Source organism: Chelativorans xinjiangensis (assembly GCF_009812055.1).
GTDB lineage: Bacteria > Pseudomonadota > Alphaproteobacteria > Rhizobiales > Rhizobiaceae > Chelativorans > Chelativorans xinjiangense.
In genome coordinates this window covers 1-19,949 of the sequence record NZ_WQNH01000048.1, presented here as the reverse complement: position 1 = coordinate 19,949, position 19,949 = coordinate 1, and the positions used below count along the sequence as shown (strand labels likewise).

General features: G+C 63.9%; 19 protein-coding genes and 2 pseudogenes. 15 read left to right on the top strand and 6 right to left on the bottom strand.

The features are described from left to right. Positions 1–62 precede the first annotated feature (62 nt). The 5 genes from GM910_RS22485 to GM910_RS22465 all read left to right on the top strand — a co-directional run bounded on the left by GM910_RS22485 (position 63) and on the right by GM910_RS22465 (position 5,283). Positions 63–887, top strand: coding sequence for a phosphogluconate dehydrogenase C-terminal domain-containing protein (locus GM910_RS22485; protein WP_159591745.1), 825 nt, complete (start codon positions 63–65; stop codon positions 885–887). A 65-nt stretch (positions 888–952) separates the two neighbouring features. Further along, positions 953–1,894 carry a D-ribose ABC transporter substrate-binding protein gene (locus GM910_RS22480; protein WP_159591742.1) on the top strand — a complete coding sequence of 314 codons (942 nt, stop codon included), beginning with the start codon at positions 953–955 and terminating at the stop codon, positions 1,892–1,894. A gap of 100 nt (positions 1,895–1,994) precedes the next feature. After that, positions 1,995–2,645 (top strand): DUF2291 family protein, encoded by a 651-nt coding sequence (locus GM910_RS22475; RefSeq protein WP_159591739.1) that lies wholly within the window; start codon positions 1,995–1,997, stop codon positions 2,643–2,645. Beyond that, entirely contained in the window at positions 2,642–4,204 is a 1,563-nt protein-coding gene (locus GM910_RS22470; protein WP_159591736.1) for a sugar ABC transporter ATP-binding protein, read from the top strand. The genes GM910_RS22475 and GM910_RS22470 overlap by 4 nt, the downstream gene beginning before the upstream one ends. Positions 4,205–4,269: 65 nt before the next feature. Beyond that, positions 4,270–5,283 (top strand): ABC transporter permease, encoded by a 1,014-nt coding sequence (locus GM910_RS22465; RefSeq protein WP_159591792.1) that lies wholly within the window; start codon positions 4,270–4,272, stop codon positions 5,281–5,283. A gap of 560 nt (positions 5,284–5,843) precedes the next feature. On the opposite strand, the gene GM910_RS22460 is transcribed toward GM910_RS22465, so the two are convergent. Next, positions 5,844–6,920, bottom strand: coding sequence for a LacI family DNA-binding transcriptional regulator (locus GM910_RS22460; RefSeq protein WP_246226273.1), 1,077 nt, complete (start codon positions 6,918–6,920; stop codon positions 5,844–5,846). Between the two features lie 167 nt (positions 6,921–7,087). Here GM910_RS22460 and GM910_RS22455 point away from each other — a divergent pair, with 167 nt between their 5' ends. The 7 genes from GM910_RS22455 to GM910_RS22425 all read left to right on the top strand — a co-directional run bounded on the left by GM910_RS22455 (position 7,088) and on the right by GM910_RS22425 (position 13,555). Beyond that, on the top strand, positions 7,088–8,122 hold the full coding sequence (locus tag GM910_RS22455) for a TRAP transporter substrate-binding protein (protein ID WP_246226272.1): 1,035 nt from the start codon (positions 7,088–7,090) through the stop codon (positions 8,120–8,122). Between the two features lie 19 nt (positions 8,123–8,141). Next, positions 8,142–8,687 (top strand): TRAP transporter small permease, encoded by a 546-nt coding sequence (locus GM910_RS22450; protein WP_246226271.1) that lies wholly within the window; start codon positions 8,142–8,144, stop codon positions 8,685–8,687. Beyond that, positions 8,684–9,961 (top strand): TRAP transporter large permease, encoded by a 1,278-nt coding sequence (locus GM910_RS22445; RefSeq protein ID WP_159591733.1) that lies wholly within the window; start codon positions 8,684–8,686, stop codon positions 9,959–9,961. Before GM910_RS22450 ends, GM910_RS22445 begins: the two co-directional genes overlap by 4 nt. Positions 9,962–9,970: 9 nt before the next feature. Then, entirely contained in the window at positions 9,971–10,510 is a 540-nt protein-coding gene (locus GM910_RS22440; RefSeq protein ID WP_159591730.1) for a VOC family protein, read from the top strand. A gap of 7 nt (positions 10,511–10,517) precedes the next feature. Next, positions 10,518–11,792, top strand: coding sequence for a RuBisCO large subunit C-terminal-like domain-containing protein (locus GM910_RS22435; protein WP_159591727.1), 1,275 nt, complete (start codon positions 10,518–10,520; stop codon positions 11,790–11,792). Between the two features lie 2 nt (positions 11,793–11,794). Continuing rightward, on the top strand, positions 11,795–13,126 hold the full coding sequence (locus GM910_RS22430) for a four-carbon acid sugar kinase family protein (protein WP_201285580.1): 1,332 nt from the start codon (positions 11,795–11,797) through the stop codon (positions 13,124–13,126). Positions 13,127–13,249: 123 nt separating this feature from the next. Next, complete coding sequence (locus GM910_RS22425; protein ID WP_159591724.1) at positions 13,250–13,555, top strand: DUF6958 family protein; 306 nt, start codon at positions 13,250–13,252, stop codon at positions 13,553–13,555. 513 nt (positions 13,556–14,068) lie between these two features. Here GM910_RS22425 and GM910_RS22420 read toward each other — a convergent pair. Both GM910_RS22420 and GM910_RS27015 read right to left on the bottom strand, forming a co-directional pair. Further along, positions 14,069–14,602, bottom strand: a pseudogene (locus GM910_RS22420) (succinylglutamate desuccinylase/aspartoacylase family protein); the annotation flags it as partial. Beyond that, a pseudogene (locus GM910_RS27015) lies at positions 14,597–14,728 on the bottom strand (integrase); the annotation flags it as partial. The pseudogenes GM910_RS22420 and GM910_RS27015, both read right to left, overlap by 6 nt. Positions 14,729–14,820: 92 nt before the next feature. On the opposite strand from GM910_RS27015, the gene GM910_RS22415 reads away from it, so the two are divergent. Together GM910_RS22415 and GM910_RS27755 are read left to right on the top strand one after the other, a co-directional pair. After that, entirely contained in the window at positions 14,821–15,057 is a 237-nt protein-coding gene (locus tag GM910_RS22415; protein ID WP_159591721.1) for a type 2 periplasmic-binding domain-containing protein, read from the top strand. Further along, a complete protein-coding gene (locus GM910_RS27755; protein WP_343033004.1) occupies positions 15,014–15,388 on the top strand; it encodes a LysR substrate-binding domain-containing protein in 375 nt (124 codons plus the stop codon). Before GM910_RS22415 ends, GM910_RS27755 begins: the two co-directional genes overlap by 44 nt. A gap of 289 nt (positions 15,389–15,677) precedes the next feature. On the opposite strand, the gene GM910_RS22405 is transcribed toward GM910_RS27755, so the two are convergent. Next, positions 15,678–16,181, bottom strand: coding sequence for a DUF6647 family protein (locus GM910_RS22405; RefSeq protein WP_246226269.1), 504 nt, complete (start codon positions 16,179–16,181; stop codon positions 15,678–15,680). Between the two features lie 128 nt (positions 16,182–16,309). Between GM910_RS22405 and GM910_RS22400 the strand changes: the two genes are divergently transcribed. Then, positions 16,310–17,542 carry a winged helix-turn-helix domain-containing protein gene (locus GM910_RS22400; protein WP_159591715.1) on the top strand — a complete coding sequence of 411 codons (1,233 nt, stop codon included), beginning with the start codon at positions 16,310–16,312 and terminating at the stop codon, positions 17,540–17,542. Here the strand turns inward: GM910_RS22400 and GM910_RS22395 are convergent. Both GM910_RS22395 and GM910_RS22390 read right to left on the bottom strand, forming a co-directional pair. After that, a complete protein-coding gene (locus GM910_RS22395) occupies positions 17,501–18,592 on the bottom strand; it encodes a TRAP transporter substrate-binding protein (protein ID WP_159591712.1) in 1,092 nt (363 codons plus the stop codon). The genes GM910_RS22400 and GM910_RS22395 overlap by 42 nt on opposite strands. A gap of 625 nt (positions 18,593–19,217) precedes the next feature. Continuing rightward, positions 19,218–19,583 carry a YybH family protein gene (locus GM910_RS22390; RefSeq protein ID WP_201285579.1) on the bottom strand — a complete coding sequence of 122 codons (366 nt, stop codon included), beginning with the start codon at positions 19,581–19,583 and terminating at the stop codon, positions 19,218–19,220. Between the last annotated feature and the right edge of the window lie 366 nt (positions 19,584–19,949).

Genomic DNA, 19,949 nt, shown 5'->3' with positions numbered 1-19,949 from the left:
TTATACCAGTTGACATGATGATAATGACCTGCAACATTCTTCGGCGATGGGAGGATCACTGCATGAAGATCGCACTCATTGGCGCTGGCGGGAAAATGGGCGTTCGGCTTGCCACCAACCTGAAGGGCTCGCGCTTTGCCGTCGCCCCGGTCGAGGTCTCCGAAGCCGGCCAGGCCCGGCTGAAGGAGGCGACGGGCTTCGACTGCATGCCTCTCGATGAGGCGCTTTCCGGAGCCGGTGCCGTAATCCTCGCGGTGCCGGACACCGCCATCCGCGCAGTCAGCCGGCAGATCGTCGAGAAGCTCGACAGCGGCACCGTCGTCATCATCCTCGATGCCGCCGCGCCCTTCGCGGGCCACCTCCCGCCGCGCGAGGACATCACCTATTTCGTGACCCATCCCTGTCATCCGCCGATCTTCAACGACGAGACCGATATGGCCGCCAAGAAGGACTATTTCGGTGGCGTGGCGGCCGCCCAGGCGATCGTCTCCGCGCTGATGCAGGGGCCGGAAGAGCATTTCGCCGTCGGCGAGGAGATCGCCAAAACGATCTTCCAGCCGATCCTGCGTTCGCACCGCGCCACCGTCGAGCAGATGGCGCTGCTTGAGCCCGGGCTTTCGGAGACGGTCTGCGCCACACTACTCGTGGTGATGAAAGAGGCCATGGAGGAGGTGGTGCGCCGCGGCGTCGACCGCGAGGCCGCGCGCGACTTCCTGCTTGGCCACATGAATGTGCTGGGTTCGGTCATCATGGAGGAGACGGACGGCCAGTTCTCGGACGCCTGCAACAAGGCCATCGAAAACGGCAAGCCGCGCCTCATGCGCGACGACTGGATCAAGGTCTTCGAACCTGAGGAGATCGTGGAGAGCATCAGGCGCATCACCTGACCCGGGAGGGCGACGGTACGAGGAGAAACCGTCACGACACCGTCTGAAAACACAGGGAGGAACAGATGAACGTAACACGCAGACTGCTTCTGGCCGGTACCACGGTCGCCATCATGCTCGGCGCCGCCGGCGTCGCGCACGCCGCCGACCTCATCGCCATCATCACGCCCTCGCATGACAATCCCTTCTTCAAGGCAGAGGCCGAGGGCGCCCAAAAAAAGGCCAAGGAACTCGGCTACGAGACGCTCGTGCTCGTCCATGACGACGATCCGAACAAGCAGAACGAGCTGTTCGACACGGCGATCGCCCGCGGCGCCAAGGCAATCATCCTCGACAATGCGGGTGCTGCGGCCAGTGTGGCGCCGGTGAAAAAGGCGAAGGAGGCAGGCATTCCCTCCTTCCTGATCGACCGCGAGATCACCGAGACGGGCGTCGCCGTCTCGCAGATCGTCTCAAACAACTATCAGGGCGCACAGCTCGGCGCGCAGGAGTTCGTGCGGCTGATGGGCGAGGAGGGCAAGTATGCCGAGCTCGTCGGCAAGGAGTCCGACACCAATGCCGGCATCCGCTCGTCCGGTTACCACGACATCATCGATCAGTATCCTGACATGGAGATCGTCGCGCAGCAGTCGGCGAACTGGAGCCAGACGGAAGCCTTCGAGAAGATGGAGAGCATCCTGCAGTCGCATCCCGACATCAAGGGCGTGATCTCCGGCAACGACACCATGGCCATGGGCGCCTGGGCGGCGCTGAAGGCCGCGGGCCGCGAGGACGTCATCGTCGTCGGCTTCGACGGCAGCAACGACGTACGTGACTCGATTCAAGAAGGCGGCATCAAGGCGACCGTGCTGCAACCTGCCTACCGCATCGCCCAGATCGCGGTCGAGCAGGCGGACCAGTACCTGAAGACGGGCTCCACCGGCGTGGAGGAGAAGCAACTCATGGACTGCGTGCTCATCACGCCCGAGAACGCCGGAAAGCTGGAGACCTTTGCCCTCGCCGAATAGGGACGGCGTCGGGGACGCCGATCGATGAAGCGGTCCTCGTCCCCATCGATCGAGAGCACCGGCAGGGCAGTGGTCCGGCCGCACTTGTGAAAGGGTGCCGATGCCAGGTCGTACCATCGTTCTCACCATGGTCTCGCTGCTGGTGGCCGCGAGCCTTGCCGGCTGCAAGCTCGTGAAGAACGAGGGGGAGACCGGCACCGGCGGGACGGCACAGGGCTCCAAGCTCGACACGTTGGTCGACGAGATGTGGCGCGCGCGGGTGGTACCCCATTTCGAAGAAAGGGCGGTGGACCTCGCCATCCTCGTTCCTGCCGTCGGCAGCGGGCTCGAGGCGGCCGGCCTGGAGTATGGCTACCGGGCCGGCGGGGAAGGAACACCCTGGACCTTCGCCACCCGCTTCAGCGGCCGCGTGGTCGCGGCAAACACCGAGACACGGGCGGCGACCGCCACCATCGATATCGATGGCGACGGCACGGCGGATGCGACAGTGCAGCTCGGTCGGGTGATCCGTGGCACCGCGCTGCGTGATGCCCTGCCTTTCGTCAGCTTCACCGACTTTGCTGACCAGATCGAATTCGCGGGCTTCTCCCGCGCGCTCAACAGTCGTGCCTATGCGGAGGCTCTGGAAGCGCTCCCGCGCGAGACCCTCGAAGGGCGCACGTTGTCCGGTGTGGGCGCCTTCACCATGCGCGGTCAGACGGACGAGATCCTCATTACGCCCATAGCCGTCGAAATTGGGCCTGCGCCATGAGACCCGCTAGCGACGACCGGCACGACATCGTGCTCTCCGTTCGCGGGGCGACCAAGGTCTATCCCGGCACGCGGGCGCTCGACGCGGTCGACTTCGACGTGCTGCGCGGGGCAATCAATGTGCTGGTCGGCGAGAACGGCGCCGGCAAGTCGACGCTCATGAAGATCATCGCCGGTGTGGAGCAGCCGACCGAAGGCACGATCCTGCTGGGCGGCGAGCCGGTCGTCTTCGTCGACACGATGGACGCCGCGCGCCATGGCATCGGCATCGTGTTCCAGGAGCTCAACCTGTTCCCCAATCTCTCGGTGGCCGACAACATCTTCATCGCCCGGGAGAGGACGCGCCTCGGCACCGACATCCGCAGCAGCGACCAGAGGGAGGCGGTGCGCGTATTGATGGGCCGGCTGGAGCACGACATTTCCCCCGACGCCCTGGTGGCGGACCTGCCGATCGGTCAGCAGCAGATCGTCGAGATCGCCAAGGCGCTGGCGCAGGATGCGCGCATCCTGATCATGGACGAGCCGACCTCGGCGTTGAGTACGGCGGAGGTCGAGATCCTCTTCCGCGTGATCGCTGAACTGAAGGCGCAAGGAGTGGCCGTCGTCTACATCTCGCACCGACTCGAGGAACTCACCCGCATCGGCGACTATATCACCGTCCTGCGTGACGGCCGGGTCACCGGCAGCCGGCCAATGGCAGAGATCGATGTCCCCTGGATCGTGCGGAGCATGACGGGGGCGGCTTCCCGCGATTTTTCCAAAACGCAGCCACACGATATCGGAGACGAGGTCTTCCGGGCGGAGAACATCTGCCTGCCGAGCAGGCGCGGCGGCTATGCCCTCGACCATGTGTCGATGTCGCTTCGTGCCGGCGAGATTGTCGGCATCTACGGACTTCTCGGCGCCGGCCGCTCCGAGTTCTTCGAGTGCGTCATGAACCAGCATGCGGCCATGACAGGCACCTTCTACATGGACGGAGAGCCGCTCTCCCGCGGCGGCGGCGGCGGCGGCGTCGCGTCGAGGATCGCGCGTGGCATTGCGCTCGTGCCGGAGGACCGAAAGACGGAGGGCCTTGTCGAGATCATGGCCATCCGCGAGAACATGAGCCTCTCCAGCCTGAGAGGGTTCGTGAACGGCTTTCATCTCGACCTGAAGCGGGAACGCGATGCGGTCCTGTCCTTCGTCAGCAATCTGGCTATCAAAATCGCAAGCCCGGAGAACCCGGTAAGTTCACTCTCGGGCGGTAATCAGCAAAAGGTGGTGATCGGAAAGGCACTGATGACGCGGCCGCACGTGCTCCTGATGGACGAGCCGAGCCGCGGCATCGATGTCGGCGCCAAGGCGGAGGTGTTCAGAACGATGCGCAGGCTGGCGGCCGAAGGCATCGCCATCCTCATGGCGACATCCGACCTTGAGGAGGTGATGTCGCTCTCTGACCGCATTATCGTCATGTCCAACGGGCGTGTGACGGGCGAATTTGCGCGGGAAGAGGCGACGGAGGAGGCCGTCGTCGCCGCCTCCGCCGTCGGGCATGCACCGGCGACAAAGATGGAGGCTTGAGCGTGACGCCTATCGAAGCGACAACGGTGCGTGCGGGGCTGAACCGTCAGGCCGCCGTCCTACTCATGCTGAAGATGCGCACGCTGATCGCGCTTCTGGCGGTCATTGTCTTCTTTTCGCTGGCAGCGCCAAATTTCGTCAGCACGGCGAACGCGGTCATCATGGCGAAGCACGTGGCGGTCAACGCCTTTCTGGCGATTGGGATGACCTTCGTCATCATCACCGGCGGCATCGACCTTTCGGTCGGCTCGGTGGTGGGGCTCACCGGCATGGTGGCGGGTTACTTTATTCTCCACGGGATCGACCTCGGCGGCATCAGCATCGGCTATACGCTCTATTTCAGCGTGCCGGTGATCATCCTGATCACGCTCTTCGTCGGGGTGGCGGTCGGCGCCGTCAACGGTTTCCTGATCACGAAGCTCAGCGTGGCGCCCTTCATAGCCACGCTCGGCATGCTCTACGTGGCGCGCGGCATTGCGCTTCTATCCTCCGATGGTGCGACCTTTCCCAATCTCGTTGGCAATCCAGAATACGGCACGACCGGCTTTCCCCTTCTCGGTGCCGGCTCGCTTGCGGGCATTCCGTATTCGATCTGGATCCTCATCCTGCTTTCGCTGGGAGCGGCCTATATCGGCGCGCGCACCCCGCTCGGCCGCCACATCTATGCCGTCGGCGGCAATGAACGGGCCGCTGCGCTTTCCGGCATCAAGGTCGCCCGGGTGAAGATGTTCGTCTACATGTTCTCCGGCTTCTGCGCGGCCGTCGCCGGTCTCGTCATCTCGTCCCAACTCGTGGCGGCCCATCCCGCGACCGGCGAAACGTTCGAGCTCAACGCCATCGCCGCGGCGGTGCTCGGCGGCACCTCCATGTCTGGAGGGCGCGGACGGATCGCCGGCACCATCGTCGGCGCCTTCGTCATCGGCATCCTTTCCGACGGGCTGGTGATGATGGGGGTCAGTTCCTTCTGGCAGATCGTGATCAAGGGCCTCGTCATCATCGCCGCCGTCGTGGTCGATCAGTTCCAGCAGCGCATGGAGGCCCGCATCACATTGCAGCATCAGGCCGCGCTCGGACGGTGATCGGCCGGGGACCGGCGATGGCTGTCTGTCCTCGCGCAAATGGATCGACCCGCCGGCCGCCCTAAACCATGGCGAGCCGAGTTGCTCCTGATAGCCCAGCATATCGGCGCACCACTGCGTGGCCGCCCATACGCCAAGGACGACAATGGCGAACACGACAGTGATTTGGCCGACAAGGAGCTTCGTCGGTGTCATCGGCGCTGCTCCGCTGTTTCGACAGACCGAACAAGAATGGTGCCGAATGTCAGGAAATCGAAGTGCCCTATGTACGATTAGGTGCGATCAGGTGCGATCAAGCGGATATTTCCCGGCTTTGAATTGCCTGGTTACATCAAAGCGGCCAAGGCATTTTCGGGACCGCGAGCGGACGGGTAGCTTTTGGGGTCCGGCTTCTGCAAGCGGACACTGTATTTGACTCGCTGACCCTCTGGACCTCAGCCTTTCTGCGACGCTCCCAAGCTCATGGCAGGCGCATCAAAATTCCTTCATTCTTGAAGGTTTTTCGTGTGGCAGCAGCGAGACGTTTGCTGCTGATCTTGGCGTCCCGAGTTGACAAACCCTCAGGGGGCGCGCCGGCCTCGACGCATTGCGGTTCCGCCGGCGACGGACAGGACGGAGGGAATGTTCTCGCGGAAGAAAAGATCCATCTTGACCGGCGGAAGCACTGTTGGGTTAGAGGCATGGTCACGCTGGAGGCTGCCGAAGACGTGCAGTGCGGAAGTGAGCAGCACATCAGGGTCCGAGTTGATCACCGCGTCCATGGTGCCTTCGATGAGAAGCCTGCGGGTGTCGGCCGTCAACCCGTGGCCGATGAAGACCACCTCACCGGATCTGCCGTGCTCCCGCAGCGCGCGTCCGATCCCGTCGGAGGAGCCGCCGACATTGTAGATGCCGACAAGATCGGCGTTCTGCTCCAGGAGCGAGAGCGCGTGACGGTAGTTCTCCTCGCGGTCGTCGTGGCCCTCGCGCATGCCGACCACGCGCAGGCCGGGATGCATCTCCTCCAGAAGACCGAGGAACCCCATCTCCCGCTCCGCGTGGGCGCGGTAGTTGCGGCTTCCCGCCACCAGGGCGACGCTGCCTTCTCGCGCGCGGCAGAAGCGGCCGAGCAGATATCCGGCGGTGCGCCCGGCCGCCTGGTTGTCGAGCCCCACATAGGCGTCGCGCAGCGAATGCTGCAGGTCGGAGACGATGGTCACGATGCGCCGCCCGGCGGCGGAGACCTCCTCCACTGCCTCGCGCACGAGCGGATGGTCGATGGCCAGGAAGGCGATACCGTCCGCCCAGCCGGCATGGTGGCGGATGGCCGCGGCGAGCGCGCCGGCATCGAAGCTCTCGATAAAGTAGCAGCGCACCTGCGCCTCGTCGCGCGACTTCGACTGGGCGACGGCGCGAACCTTGTCGCCGAGCAGCCGGAGATAGGGGTTGCCGCCCATGGGGAGCAGAAAGGCGACATTCGGCGGGCGCGGGTGGATGAGTTGCGCATGCTCGGCTTCGCTCAGATAGCCGAGTTCGAGCGCCGCCTTGAGCACGCGCTCGACGGTGCGGGCCTTCACGCCCTTGCGCCGGTTGAGCACCCGGTCGACCGTCGCGAGCGAGACTTCTGCGGCCTCCGCAATGTCGGTCATGAGCGGCATCGGTAGACCGTCTCCTCGAACTGATGACACCTAAAAAAACCTCAATTTTTCTGGTTTGACCTGAAGCATGCTAGTTCCTAGCCTTGTGTCAAGTAGGCAGTGTCTCCGGAGGAGAGCATACGAAGGCGCTGTCTATGGCCCGTCAGAACATGTCATGGGAGGACCCGATGAACAGGAATTCGATGCAGTTTGGCGCCCGCCGCATCAGCCGCCGCAACGCCCTTGCGCTCGGCCTGGGCGCGAGTGCGGCCGCCATGCTTCCCGGCCGGTCGCGCGCGCAATCGGTGACGCTGCGCTACGGCCACAACAACGAGCCCGCCAGCGTCGCCGGCGCGCAGGCCGACTGGTTTGCCGAAGCGGTGGCCAAGCACTCCGGCGGGGACCTTGCCATCGAGGTCTTCCCGTCCTCGCAATTGGGCAAGCTTCAGGAGCTTGCCGAGGCCGTATCGCTCGGCACCATCGCCTTCTCCCACAACACGGCCGGCGGCATCGGCTCTCTCTATGAGCCCTTTGCCGCCCTCGACACGCCCTATCTCTACCGCGACATCGACCACCTCATGAAGGTGATGGACGTCAATTCCCCGGTCATGCAGGAGTTGAACCAGGGCCTGATCGAGGCGGCCAATGTGCGCGTCATCTACGCGCATTATTTCGGCCGCCGGAACCTGACTGCCAACAAGGCGGTCTATTCGCCGGCCGATCTCGCCGGCGAGAAGATCCGCGCCGTTCCCTTCCCGATCTACACGACCGCGGTGGAGGGCATGGGGGCGGCCGCTATTCCGGTCGACTGGTCGGAGGTGCCGACCGCGCTCGCGACCGGGGTGGTCGCCGGGCAGGAAAATCCGGTGAACGTCATCCTCAACGTCAAGCTCTACGAGGTGCAGTCTCACCTGATGCTGACGGGGCACATGTCCAACGCCGAGGTCGTCGTCATGAACGAGGATGCCTGGCAGGGCTTGTCCGACGCGCACAAGGAAGCCGTCACCGAGGCCGCCGCGGAAATCCGCGACCGCGCCACCAAGGCCATTCAGGACAATGAGGAAAAGGACACGCAAGCCCTGCGCGAGCTGGGCATGACCGTGATCGGTCCTGAAGACGGGCTCAAGGTCGATGCCTTCCGCGCCTCGGTCGAGAAGCTCGTCGAGGAGCGCTTCGGCGAGAAATACGGCGCGCTCTACGAGAAGATCATGGCGATCAGCTAGAGGCTGTTAGGAGCTTCGGATGTCGCGGACCAGGAGCAGAGCCATGCAGATCGGCTCCGCCGTCAGGGCGGCAGGCAAGGTGTTGGAAACGGTCTCGCTGGCCTGCCGGTCCGCGGCAATCCTCCTTCTCGCCCTGATGGCCCTGCTCATCGTCGGTCAGGTGGTGGGCCGAAATGCCTTCGATCTCGGCATGCCGTGGGCGGACGAGCTGGCGCGCTTCAGCGGCATCGCGCTCGTCTTCCTTTGCGCGCCGCTCCTGGCCCTGCGCGGCCAACATGTCGCAGTCGATCTCGTGCCGACGATGCTGCAGCCGCGTCTCAGGCTCTACGCGCTTGCGCTGGTCGAAGCCGCCATCCTCGTCTTCTGCCTGCTCACGCTTTACGGCTTCCAGTCTTTCCTCTCCCGCGCCGGCAAGTTCTCCACGCCCGCCCTCGGCATGTCGAACTGGCTCTTCTACGCGCCCGCGCTCGCCGGCTTCGTGCTCCTTTTCTTGGTTGCTGCTGTCCGCCTTGCCGGCCTTTTCCTGGCGACCGATTCCGCGCCGGAGGGCCGTCGGGCGTCATGAGCCTCGTCCTCATTCTCATCTTCGCCGCGACCCTCGCGCTCGGCGCACCGGTTGCCGTCTCGCTGGGGCTTTCCTCCGCGATCGTGATCGTCACTTACGGGCTTCCCGTAAACGTACTGGCGCAGCGCGCCGTCAACGCGCTGGATTCTACCCCGCTGCTTGCCGTCCCATTGTTCATTCTCGCCGCAAGCCTCCTCAATGCGATGGGCGTCACGACGCACATCTTCGATCTCGTGCGCCTTCTCGTCGGCCGCATCCGCGGCGCGGTGGCCCAGGTCTCGATTCTCGTCAGCCTCATTTTCTCCGGCGTCTCGGGCGCCGCCCTCGCCGACATCGGTGCGCTGGGCAAAATCCAGATCGACCAGATGACCGGCCAGGGCTATCGCAAGAACTTCGCTGCCGGCATCACCATCGCCGCCGCAACCATCGGGCCGATCTTCCCGCCCTCGATACCCATCATTATCTATGCCAGCGTGGCCAACGTCTCGGCCGTGCAGCTCCTGATCGCCGGCATCGTTCCGGCACTTCTCATCACGCTCTTCCTGATGCTCCAGGTCGCCATCATCGCCCGAGTCTACGACCTGCCACGGGATGTGGTCAGCCCCTCCCTGCGCGCGGTGGCGAAGAAGGCGCTGGTCTCCTTCCCGGCGCTGCTTACGCCGGTGCTTCTCATCGGCGGGCTTCTCAGCGGCTGGTTCGGCCCGACCGAGGTCGCCGGCGTCACCGTTGCCTACGCGCTGCTGATCGGCTTTGCGGTCTACCGCACGCTGACGCTGGGCGCCGTCTGGGAGAGCCTGCGCGAGACGGTGGAGGCCACCGCCAGCATTCTCTTCATCGTGTCTACTGCCGCCGTTTTCGCGTGGGTGCTCACCCTCGACCGCGTGCCGGCGAAGGCCGGCGCCTTCCTGCTCGGCCTGTCGGATGATCCCTTCATCCTGCTCCTGCTCGTCAACCTTCTTCTGCTCGTCGTCGGCATGGTGCTGGAATCCATCGCTGCCATCCTCATCATCGCGCCGATCGTCGCCCCCGCCCTCCATGCGGCAGGGGTCGACCCCCTCCAGCTCGGCATCGTCTTCGTGCTCAACCTGATGATCGGACTTCTGACCCCGCCCATCGGCATGAGCCTCTACATGGTGTCGATCGTCGCCAAGATGCCGGTGCATGCGGTGATCCGGGGCGTGCTGCCTTTCCTGATACCTCTCCTTCTTTCGCTGCTGGTCGTCTCCGCGGTTCCCGCGGTCTCGACCTGGCTCCCGAGACTTTTCGTGCAATAGGGTTTGAATATGAGCAGATTTCTGGGCGCGATCCGCCAGCTTGGCTACGTGGTCGACGACATCGAAGCCGCCATGGCCCATTGGCATTCCGTCATGGGCGTCGGCCCCTGGTTCTACAATCCCCGGGTGCCGATCGAGGACTACCGCTATGACGGCGAGCCGTACGAGGTCCACAACTCCGTCGCGCTGGCCAACAGCGGCCCCATGCAGGTCGAGTTGATCCAGACACGCAACGACGCCCCCTCCATGTACCGCGACTTCATGCGTGCCGGCCACAAGGGGCTGCAGCATGTCGCCTATTGGACGCAGGACTACGATGCCGACCTCGCCCGCATGGAAGCGCAAGGTTTCAGGCAGAAGATGAGCGGCAAGGTCGGCGCCAATGGCCGCTTCGTCTATTTCGACCGGGAAGCCCATCCCGGCACGGTGATCGAACTCTCCGAAGTCGTGGGGCCCAAGGGGCGGCTGTTCGATCTGATCCGCGAGGCCTCCAAAGGCTGGGACGGCGCGGAGCCGGTCCGCCCGTTCCCCGACCTCTCCACCTTGTGAGGCGCTGATGAAGGCCGGGACCCTGGAAGCGCACTACGTGATCGAGACTCCGCTCGAGCCTGAGAAGGTGGCGGCGATCATGGCCGGCGAGCAGAGCAGCGGAACTTTCGTCCGCGTGGCGGGCGAGACGGATGCGCTGCGCGAGCGCGCCGCGGCCGAGGTCCTGTCCGTGGAGGAACTGGAACCCGCGGCCGCGCCCAGCCTCGCAAGTGCCTATCTGCAGCGCAAGGGCGCCGCCGGCCCATGCCGGCGGGCAAGCGTGAAAATCGCCTTTCCGCTCGCCAATATAGGCGCCAACCTGCCCACCCTGGCCGCGACGGCGGCAGGTAATCTCTATGATCTTGGCGAGGTTACTGGCCTGCGTCTGGTGGATATTGCGCTCCCGCAGACCTATCGCGACCGCTTCGAGCGCCCGCCTCTCGGCGTTTCGGGAACGCGCCGCCGTCTCGGCATCGGTGACCGGCCGCTCTTCGGCACGATTATCAAGCCCAATGTCGGCATGGCCGCGTCGGAGATCGCGGATCTCGTAGGCCTGCTTTGCGAGGCGGGGGTCGACTTCATCAAGGATGACGAGGTTTGTGCCGATCCGGATCATGCGCCGCTCGCCGAGCGGGTGCCGGCGGTGATGCGGCGGGTCCGCGCCTATCGCCAGGCGACCGGCCGCGACGTCATGGTGGCCTTCAACATCACCGACGAGACCGATGCCATGCGCCGCCACGCCGCGATGGTGGAAGGGGAAGGCGGTTCCTGCATCATGGCGAGCCTCAACTGGTGCGGCCTTGCAGCCCTCCAGACGCTCCGGCGCTCCACGCCGCTTGCCCTCCACGGCCATAGAAACGGTTTCGGCGCCTTCTCGCGTCACCCTTCGCTCGGCATCGGCTTCGACGCCTATCAGGCGCTTTATCGCCTCACGGGCGTCGATCACATGCATGTCCACGGCATCGGAGGCAAGTTTTCCGATTCCGCGGAGGAGGTGGCCTCTGCCGCCCGCCGCTGCCTGCGGCCGCTTGCCGTCGATGCGGCGGACGATGCGGATGCGGTGCTGCCCGTCTTTTCCTCCGGCCAGTGGGCGGGCACGCTGCCCCTCACGCACGATGCCGTGGGCTCGGCCGACTTCATGTTCCTGGCGGGCGGCGGGATCCTCGCTCACCCGGGCGGGCCGGCCGCCGGCGTCAGCAGCCTTCGCCAGGCCTATGAGGCCGTGGCATCGGGAACACCGCTCGAAAAGGCGGCCGAGCGCCTGCCTGAGCTGCGCGCCGCGCTGAGCTTCTTCGGAGGCTGACGGTGGGCGCGGGCGTCGACTACATCTTCATCGGCGACGACTTCACCGGCGCATCCGACACCCTGGCAACGCTCGCCCGGGCCGGCCGCCGTGTTCGGCTGTTCCTTGATCCGCCCGATGCGGCTGCGATCGCGGAAGAGGGACTCGACGCTGTCGGCCTCGCCACCGAGTTCCGCGCGCTGCCGGCCGAGGCCATCGCCGTGCAGATGGACGTGCTGGCGCCGCTGCTGAAGGCCCTGTCCCCCCGCATCGTTCACTACAAGGTCTGCTCCACCTTTGATTCCAGCCCCGAAACGGGCAGCATCGGCGCCGCGGTCGCGGTCCTGGAGCGCCATCTCGATCCCGCGCTGGTAGCCGTCATGGGCGGCCAGCCGAGCCTCGAACGCTACTGCGCGTTCGGTAATCTCTTTGCCAGCGGACCGGACGGCCAAATCCACCGGATCGACCGACACCCGGTCATGCGCAATCATCCGATCACGCCGATGGCGGAGGCCGACCTGCGCATCCACCTTGCAAGGCAGGGCCTCCAGGACCTGCTGCTCCTGGCGTGGCCGGAGATCGAGGAGCGCCGGGCGACCCTCAAGACACACGTCGACGAGCTCATGCGCGCGGGGAAGAAGCGCATGTTGTTCGATGCATGTGACCAGGGCCATCTCGAAACGATAGGCGCCGCGCTGGGCGGCTGCGGCAGCGACGGCCGCCCGTTGCTGATCGTTGGTGCCAGCAGCGTCGCCGAGGCGCTTTCCGGAGATCTCCGGCCGCCCGGGGTGGCAGCCCCGGCGCAGGGCAGCAGGACGGAGGGCCTGTGCCTCGTCCTGGCAGGCAGCCGGTCACAGGTCACAGCCGCCCAAGTGAAAGCCGCACGCCGCTTCAAGCCCATGCCGATACAGCCTCGGCACCTGGCGGATAAGACCGCGGCCGGCGCGTTCGCCGCAAGCTGCGCCGCGGCGCTCGCAGCCGGAGAAAACGTGCTGGCACATCTCGCTCCCACGGAGGATTACCGCTGCAGTGGAGCCGAGCTGTCATGCAAACTGGCGAACCTGGTCGCCGCCATCCTTGATCGACAAACGGTGTGTGCTCTGGGCGTGGCCGGCGGCGACACGTCGAGCATCATCGTCCGGCGGCTCGGTTTCCGCAGCCTTGCGTTCGAGGAACAGCTGGACGCAGGCGTGGCGATCTGCGTGGCGGCTTCGGACATGCCGCAGAGGGATGGCATGCGCCTGATGCTCAAGGGCGGTCAAGTCGGCTCGGACGCGGTTTTCGATCGCTTCGTCTCTGCGATGAACACGAAATCCCCCACCACTCCGTCGGGCCTTTGGCGTCATCATCCATGAATTCTTATACCGTTTCTACGTCTGCGACAGCACCCAAAAGAGCCAGCTCCAGCCGCCTGATCGGGGCCTGGGCCGCGATGGGGTTTCATCGACCGAAGATCGACTATGTAGAGGGGGTGCTCGATGTCCGCGACTAACGACAAGATCGAAATCGAGAACGTCAACACGCCGGGAAAGACCGAACGTGTTGAGCGTGCGAAATACGAAGCAATGCGGGTGGCGCTGCTGTCCGTTCTCACGGATGAAGAGCCAGGTTCGACAATCGCGGAAGCCAAATCCGCCCTGTTATCCCAATTGCCCGAAGCGCTGTATCCGGAAGGCAAGACCGCCGGGTGGTGGCTGAAAGCGGTTCAGCTTGATCTGGAATCGAAAGGTATCATAGCACGCGCACCGACCAAGCCGATGCGCTTGTACCGGATCACGCCATAGCGCAATCTGATCGCCTCTTGAGTCCCGGCTAACTGACCGCTTGGAAAACCACCGAGCGATAGCAGACATTCGCGCAAGCCAGGTGAAGGGCTTCGTCAGCAAGGCAGACATCTCGTAGCGACGGAGGAAACGGCCGCTTCCCTCCATGCACAGCCGTTTGCGCTATTGGGAGTTTGGGGGGCCGTCAGCAGACTGGCAGCTTCCGGGTTCGCAACGGCGATTGCTGACGTTCAGCCTTCTGGGATTGAGGTCGCGAACCGAGCCCGATCCAGTCATTGCCTCGGCGGCGGGAACGTCTCGAAGCCGACTCTGACGTGACGTTGGCTCGCTAGAGCTAAGGCAGACATTCCGCACCGACCAACGTGGGCAACTCAACGAAACGCCACCCTTCGATCACACCACGGCGCCGCATCGACTTTGCTTTCAATGGATGCGGTCAAGTTCGCCCGAGGACGGCTGCAAACGTTCACTTCGCTATACGATTCTTTCTAGAAGATCGCACGTACAGGTGACCTACTCGGGATAGGTTTCAACGCCCGATGGCGTCGGCCTATTGAAAAGGATAAACACCAAGGGATTGCCAGGCTCGGACATTGCATCGCTGCGCTGACCCGTTATTTCTCCGGCCACGCCGCTTGTGTACTCCGCAACCACTTCGCCGAGGCTATTGCGCTGAACGGCCACCTTTTGTCCGGCTTCGACCTTGTCGTTGAGCTTGACAAGATGCTCGACAATGCCGCCCACGGTGGCGAGGATCGGAAACGCACTGTTGCCGACGAATACGCGCACGTCCTTGCCCGTGCGCCCCATCGGCCCGGAAACGATGCCATGATGCTTGAGGACGTTCATCGTGCCTTCCACAAACAGCGAGATCATCTCAAGGTCTAGCACGCGCGCAGCGCCGATCTTCGGGGTAAAGGACGGGATGCCAACGTCCATGAACGCGTTGTGCAGGACGCCGGGATATACATGGTTGTCGAAAATCTGGCCGACGGGATAGAGATCCACCATCGCCTTGACCTCGGGCACATCCATGCCGGCTAAGTGAGCATACTGCCTTGTGCTCAAATGCGCCGAATGATCGATCCTACTCGGAAAGGCATAATCGTCGATTGTTCCGCCACGCCGATCGAGCCATGCGAGCAAACTTGCTCGAGCGTCGGCCATAAGTTCTGATAGACGCACGTCGCATTCTCGCTTTCAGCGAGCAAGCAATTGCGCGCCTTTCCAACCAGAAGGTCGCCGGACGCATTCGCATCGGCGTCATGGAGGACTACGGCACCAGGGTCCTGCCGCGCCTTCTTGCCGATGTCGCTGAACGATTTCCTCTCGTGCAGATCGAGATGGAGATCGGCCTCACCTCTCGGCTCTTGAAGAAGCTTGGCCTAACGTTCGATGCGGTCATCGCCATGCATCCGGAGGGTGCGATCGAGGGCGAGTTGATATGCCGCGAAAAGGGTGATTTGGGCAGCAGCGGCCGGTCAGGCTGTGGAGGAACTTGAACCTCTACCTGTCGCCTTGTCGAATCCCGACTGCTTGTTTCGCGCTTGGGCGGTTCGGGCGCTCAATGGGGCAGGCCGGCCGTGGCGATTGGCCTATATCAGCCCGAGTCTTGCTGCCGTGGAGGCAATTGTTGAGCACGGCCTGGCGGTGACCGTCGTCAAAGGCCGCATGCTTGCGCCTGGCCTACGAAGCGTCCCCGCCGGCCAGTATGTGCCGCCGCTGCCGGGCGCCGAAATCCGTCTTCACCGGTCCAATACGCTCACCCCGAGCGCCACACTGGCAATCGATCATCTCGCGCATCGCCTGCGCTCAATGGCCCTGGGCTCGTAGACGGTCTTCAATCTCATTGCACACGAAGGTCTGAAATCCACCCCGGTGGAGCCGTAAATGGTTGTGCCGTTTGGGGGGCCGGAGCGGACCGGCAGCTTTGAGGCTCGGATTTTCAGAAGCGGACCTTCAGGCCCCGCATCGACGTGATCTAACCCTCGAACGAACCCGCTACAGACATCCGCACGCTTGCCGCGAAAGGCGCACTCTGCCGTGAGCCGACATTCGCGACGGAACGTTCATCGGGATGGTGCGGCGTTGCGCGAGCGCGGCGTTCGACCCCTGAGCCGCGTCAATGCGTGCAGACGGTAGCGACGAGCAACATTGCAGGGTCGATGCCGAACGTGCTCTCCAAGTCCATGCCGAACAGCTGTAGCCAAGCATCCTGCGCCTGGTAGGCGAGCACTTCGCGCTCTGCTGGACAGGCGAAGCGCATATTGGCAGACCCCTGCAGGTGGTGAACCATCTCGTGCACCAGCACCGAGAGCTGGGCCGGGGTGCGTCCGGTCCAGCCTTCGGTGAAATAGATGATGCGGCTGGCTTCGTCGTAGGCTGCCACCACTTCGCCGGGTGAAACTTGACTTGCGGCGCCGTAGCGGATCTCGACAAGCCTGGAGGCCGGGACAGTCGCGAGGTCGGGCGCCTCGGCCGCCGGCGTCAGGCCGAAATTCGCCACGAGCCACAGCTCGATTGTGTCGAGCAAAGGAGGCGGATCCTGGGTCTCGGCGGCTGCGACCGAGGCAGCGGCACCGAGGCACAGCGCGACGACGGCGGATCTCAGGGCGGAGATGTGCATTGCGCTTCTTTCTCGGATGGTTGTCCATCGACGAGGATCAGCCGAGCGGCGCGCGAAGTATCGAAAGAACCCTGAAAGACGGCTGAAATTGTGCTACAAATACGGGAAATATGGCCTCGGAGCCCGGCATGGATGATCCACACAGGATTCGCTTCGGCGGTTTTGTCCTTAACCGGGTGCGCGGCTGCCTCGAGGACGGAACGGGTTGTGAGCGTTTCCTCCGGCCGAAGTCCTATCGGGCGCTCGAGGTCCTGTGCGAGCGGCGTGGGAGGCTGGTAAGCAAGGACGACCTCGTCCGCGAGATCTGGCCGGACGTGTTCGTTTCCGATGATTCTCTTGCCCATTGCGTGAGTGATATCCGGCGCGTACTCGGCCCGGATGGGGCCAAATTGCTGCGCACGGTGCCGCGGCGGGGATACATGCTGTTGGATTCCGAACCGGGGCCGGAGTTGCCGGTGCGACGAACCTCGAGTCCCCGGATGGTTTGGGCCGGCGGCTTGGCCGCGGGATTGCTGCTGGTTGCTGGCAGCCTCTGGTGGGCAACGCCGCGCATCGCGATCGAGGCGGCGCCCGATGTCACCGTCTCGGCCATGCAGCAGGCGGAGGCACTGCTGGAGGCACGCGACTGGCGCCGGCGCGAGGACAACGAGCGTGCAAGGCGTCTGCTCGAGCAGGTTGTCGCCGGGGACCCCGAAAATCCGGACGCGCTAGCGAGCCTGGGGCTCACCTATTGGCTGGAAGTCCAGCACCTCGCCTGGGGAGGCGGCCGGCGCGAGATGGAACGGGCGCTCGAACTGGTGGAACGTTCCGTGGCGTTCGGCGGAAGCGATCGCTCTCACCGGCTGCTCGCGGAGATGCGGCTGCTTGCGCCTTTCAGAGAGCTGCGCTCACCTGTCGACGCGCTGGCAAGCGCTCGTGCGGCGGCTGCCATCGACCCCGGCGATGCTGACAACATGGCGGTGCTGGCCCAGGCGCTGGCCCTGACGGGCCGCTCGAAGGATGCGGTCGGCATGATCGAGCAGGCCCTGCGCCTGAGTTCGAATCCCCCCGACTGGCACCGCCAGGTCGCCGGCCTCAGCTATCTGCTCGCGGGCGAGCCGGCCCGCGCAGCGGAAAAGCTCGGCCCACTCTATGGCGCGGGGACTTTTGCCAATGCGCGGTGGTGGCCGGGATGGCTCTTCGCAGCGAGCCTTGCCCATGCCGGCCGGACTGATGAGGCGGCGGGCGTGGTAAGGGCTGCGCAGGGGCGCCGGTCCGAGTACAGCGTCTCAGCCGTGGCACAATCCTTCGACGGCTTTGCCGACGAAACAGGTCTCGCTCTAGTCCTCGATGGGCTCAGACTCGCCGGCATGCCAGGCTGAGCCGGCCCAGTCGGCGTAGGCACGTGACTGCCATCCGGCATAGCCGTCGCGGAAGCGAAGGTACTCACTCCAGGCTTTCGCGAGCAGCGGGTCGCCAGCGGTTTCCTCCGCGATCACCTCATCCCAAGCCTGGCGCAGTTCGAGGAGCACGTCGTCGGGCCAATGGTGGAACTTGACACCCATGGCCCGGAAACGAGCAAGAGCGTCGACCTGCCGCATGACCGCCTCGGATGCGGTCCATGACAGGGTATCGCCGCAGGCCGCCTCGAGCACCGTCTTATGGTGATCTGAGAGCGACGCCCAGCTCCGCTCCGGCATCAGAATCTCGAGCGAGGTGACAGGCTGCTGCCAGCCGGGAAAGTAGAGGTGTTTGGCAATCTCGGCGATCCCGAGATCGGCATCTATCGACGGCAGAGAGAATTCAGCCGCGCCGATTAGGCCGGTCTCGAACGCTGGGCGGATCTCTTGACCCGGCAGCTCGTAGGTAATGACACCCAGCTTTCGCAGCACCCGGGCGCCGTAGCCAAAGCTGCGCATTGCCAGTCCCTCCAGGTCCTCAATGCCCTCGATCGGCTCGAGGAACCAGCCTCCGCCTTCCGCTGGCAGGATGCCGCAATAGAGGCTCTTCATACCGTGGCGGGCATAGATCGCCTGCAGCGCCTCGGCGCCGCCGCCCACTTGCATCCAAGCCGTGAAGCTCGCCGGATCGGGACCGAAGGGGAAGCCAGTGAAAATCGTCAGCGCCGGATCCTCGCGGTGGTGATGGCCCGCCGACCCCCACACCGCGTCGATCAGGCCGGATTCCAAGGCGCCGAAGGTATCCTGGTCGAGCACGAGCCGATCGTGAACCTCGATGACGAAGCTGCCGCCCGACAATCGCCGCACCGTCTCGGCAAATCGTTCTCCGGCTTCGCCAAAGAGCTTCGGGTAGAGCAGACTGTTCATGCGCCAGCGCAGGACTTCCTCCTGACCGGCCGCCGGACCTGCTGCAAGCCAGAGAGCGAGAGCGAGCCCGCCAAGAGCCCCAATGATGTTGGAAAACTTCGCCATCGTTCCAAACGTCCTGTGCGGCGGCCGGTCGAGGCTTTCCGGTCTGTTGTTTAGTTTTGCATGGCAGCCACCGGAGAGTCCAAGCCGCCAACTGTACCGGAGACGCAGTGATGGCGAAAGGCGCGGTGGTGGCTGGCTATGGTGGCTGGAGGGCAGACGGCAGCTACGGGGTTGAGAGCCGGCTTTGCCTCTACTCAGTTCTGGGCGCATTGCTGTTGGACAGAATCTGAAATTGGAGCTCGCCAGCGGTTCGGGAGCCGGAAGCTGCCCGTCCGCTTTCAAGATGAAGTTAGCAACAAGCGGTCGTTCCGCTGACCACCTTACCGCGGCAAAAAGGAACCGGAAGTTCCGACCCTTTGCTGCCGGTCAGCACATTACTCGCTTATGTTGGCTCTGTGCTTCGAGAGCTGGCTTTGCGGTAAACCAGCCCAAGGGTAACAAACTAACCGCCCAATTTAGTCTGGTGCACGTAGCTGAGCTCCCCCAGGGCTGGACGGCCCGAGCGATCCAAGGCCTGCCAGCGCGGGCCTCACTCAAGATCGCCAAGCTGTCAGGGCTCGAGGTTCAGCAACGCTCCGCCGCTCTCAAAATCGACGGGCACCGAGACCTAGTCGTGCGCAATCAGCTAGTTACCATCGATCTTTCGAAAGCAGGTTGTCCATCGGGCCCAGAAATCGCTGCTGTTCCCATTCTTCAGCGTGCCGCTGATCCGATTGAGGCTGTGCCCGAATGCCAAGTCATCGCCCAAGGTGATCTTGAGGTTGCGAATTTCGTAGCCCAGCGGATGCTTGTACATCGCGAACGCGTCTACCCAGTTTTTCCATTTTGCCTTTGCTCCCACGTGCTGCAGCGGCGGTACGATATCGAATGACACGATGTCCGGAGCGTAAATCGACTTCATACCTTCGAGATCCATGGCGCGAATCGCCGCAACCAATTTGTCGATTCGCTGCCGAATCTGAGCCTCGTCAATCGCCTGTTGTGCAGCCATCGTTACCTCCTGTTGTCTTAACAGCGATGCGCCTCATCTAAGATCACTGTGAGCCCATTTATGACCTTTAGCGATCCGGATTGCTCCCTCGACAGCCGACCTCTGAGCCGAGGTCCACCTCCGAAGGAGCCATATTGCCGATGCAGCTTGAACGTTCCGAAAGGGAAGCTCGTTCAATTTCACGGAACGAGGGAGCGCCCAGCGTTGGCCCGGAGCCCGAACTTTGGAGCGCCTCGTGTTGGCGGCGATCGGTCCGGCGTCCTTTTCCATGGTAGAACCTAGTTGTTTGATCCCGCATTTTGATGGTGCATTGTTTTCCCAGGAATGGAAGGATGCACTATGGGACAGGTTCTTCACGGCAGCGCC

Coding starts and splice junctions, on each gene's coding strand:
- GM910_RS22485 (WP_159591745.1), top strand. CDS start 63: ATGAAGATCGCACTCATTGGCGCTGGCGGGAAAATGGGCGTTCGGCTT.
- GM910_RS22480 (WP_159591742.1), top strand. CDS start 953: ATGAACGTAACACGCAGACTGCTTCTGGCCGGTACCACGGTCGCCATC.
- GM910_RS22475 (WP_159591739.1), top strand. CDS start 1,995: ATGCCAGGTCGTACCATCGTTCTCACCATGGTCTCGCTGCTGGTGGCC.
- GM910_RS22470 (WP_159591736.1), top strand. CDS start 2,642: ATGAGACCCGCTAGCGACGACCGGCACGACATCGTGCTCTCCGTTCGC.
- GM910_RS22465 (WP_159591792.1), top strand. CDS start 4,270: ATGCTGAAGATGCGCACGCTGATCGCGCTTCTGGCGGTCATTGTCTTC.
- GM910_RS22460 (WP_246226273.1), bottom strand. CDS start 6,920: ATGCCGCTCATGACCGACATTGCGGAGGCCGCAGAAGTCTCGCTCGCG.
- GM910_RS22455 (WP_246226272.1), top strand. CDS start 7,088: ATGAACAGGAATTCGATGCAGTTTGGCGCCCGCCGCATCAGCCGCCGC.
- GM910_RS22450 (WP_246226271.1), top strand. CDS start 8,142: ATGTCGCGGACCAGGAGCAGAGCCATGCAGATCGGCTCCGCCGTCAGG.
- GM910_RS22445 (WP_159591733.1), top strand. CDS start 8,684: ATGAGCCTCGTCCTCATTCTCATCTTCGCCGCGACCCTCGCGCTCGGC.
- GM910_RS22440 (WP_159591730.1), top strand. CDS start 9,971: ATGAGCAGATTTCTGGGCGCGATCCGCCAGCTTGGCTACGTGGTCGAC.
- GM910_RS22435 (WP_159591727.1), top strand. CDS start 10,518: ATGAAGGCCGGGACCCTGGAAGCGCACTACGTGATCGAGACTCCGCTC.
- GM910_RS22425 (WP_159591724.1), top strand. CDS start 13,250: ATGTCCGCGACTAACGACAAGATCGAAATCGAGAACGTCAACACGCCG.
- GM910_RS22415 (WP_159591721.1), top strand. CDS start 14,821: ATGGAGGACTACGGCACCAGGGTCCTGCCGCGCCTTCTTGCCGATGTC.
- GM910_RS22405 (WP_246226269.1), bottom strand. CDS start 16,181: ATGCACATCTCCGCCCTGAGATCCGCCGTCGTCGCGCTGTGCCTCGGT.
- GM910_RS22400 (WP_159591715.1), top strand. CDS start 16,310: ATGGATGATCCACACAGGATTCGCTTCGGCGGTTTTGTCCTTAACCGG.
- GM910_RS22395 (WP_159591712.1), bottom strand. CDS start 18,592: ATGGCGAAGTTTTCCAACATCATTGGGGCTCTTGGCGGGCTCGCTCTC.
- GM910_RS22390 (WP_201285579.1), bottom strand. CDS start 19,583: ATGGCTGCACAACAGGCGATTGACGAGGCTCAGATTCGGCAGCGAATC.